1 protein-coding gene is annotated in these 789 nt (G+C 46.1%); it reads left to right on the top strand.

Annotated features, from left to right (window positions below; translation table 11 throughout):
- Window positions 1-2 precede the first annotated feature (2 nt).
- Complete coding sequence (gene znuB, locus R8O10_RS24670; protein WP_318191882.1) at window positions 3-740, top strand: zinc ABC transporter permease subunit ZnuB; 738 nt, start codon at window positions 3-5, stop codon at window positions 738-740.
- Window positions 741-789: the final 49 nt, after the last annotated feature.

The following is a 789-nucleotide window of genomic DNA, read 5'->3' as shown; positions in this document are numbered from 1 at the left end:
CAATCATCGCAGGTCCACTTGGGTCTTTCGTTGTATGGCGCAAAATGGCCTACTTCGGTGACACTCTTGCCCATGCATCGTTAATGGGGCTCGCTCTCGGGTTCTTACTGAACGTTAACCTCTATCTTGCGCTGCTAGTCTGCTGTTTAGCATTAGCGGTACTCCTTGTAACACTGCAAAGGCAGCAACTGGTGGCCACAGATACCCTACTCGGAATTCTGGCTCACAGCTCTTTGTCTATCGGTTTGGTGTCAGTAAGCTTTTTGGACAATGTTCGTGTCGATCTAATGAGTTACCTATTTGGTGATTTATTAGCTGTATCACCAGAAGATTTGATGTTTATTTATGCCGGCGTAATTGCCGTTAGTGCATGTTTGTACATATTCTGGCGACCGTTATTATCAAGTACCGTCAGCGAAGAGCTAGCCGCTGTAGAAGGTGTAAACACAGATTTAATTCGTCTGGTCTTGATGCTGATGGTGGGCGTAGTGATTGCGGTAGGTATGAAGTTTGTCGGTGCCCTTATCATGACTTCACTGTTGATCATCCCTGCAGCAACAGCGCGTAAGTTGTCTTCTACACCAGAACAAATGGCATTCTTCGCATCCATCATAGGTGCGATTTCAGTTCTAATGGGAGTGAGTCTGTCGTGGCACTTCGACACACCAGCAGGCCCGTCAGTGGTGATCAGTGCGACTTCTTTGTTTATGCTGAGCCAACTAATTCAGCGGAAAGCATAGTTATAAGCACAAGTTAAGCAAACGGATCTGGTGATTAAGAATTCTCAGT

It is taken from the genome of Vibrio sp. 1727 (assembly GCF_033344415.1).
Taxonomy (GTDB): Bacteria; Pseudomonadota; Gammaproteobacteria; order Enterobacterales; family Vibrionaceae; genus Vibrio; species Vibrio alginolyticus.
This window is presented reverse-complemented; position numbering and strand designations above follow the sequence as displayed.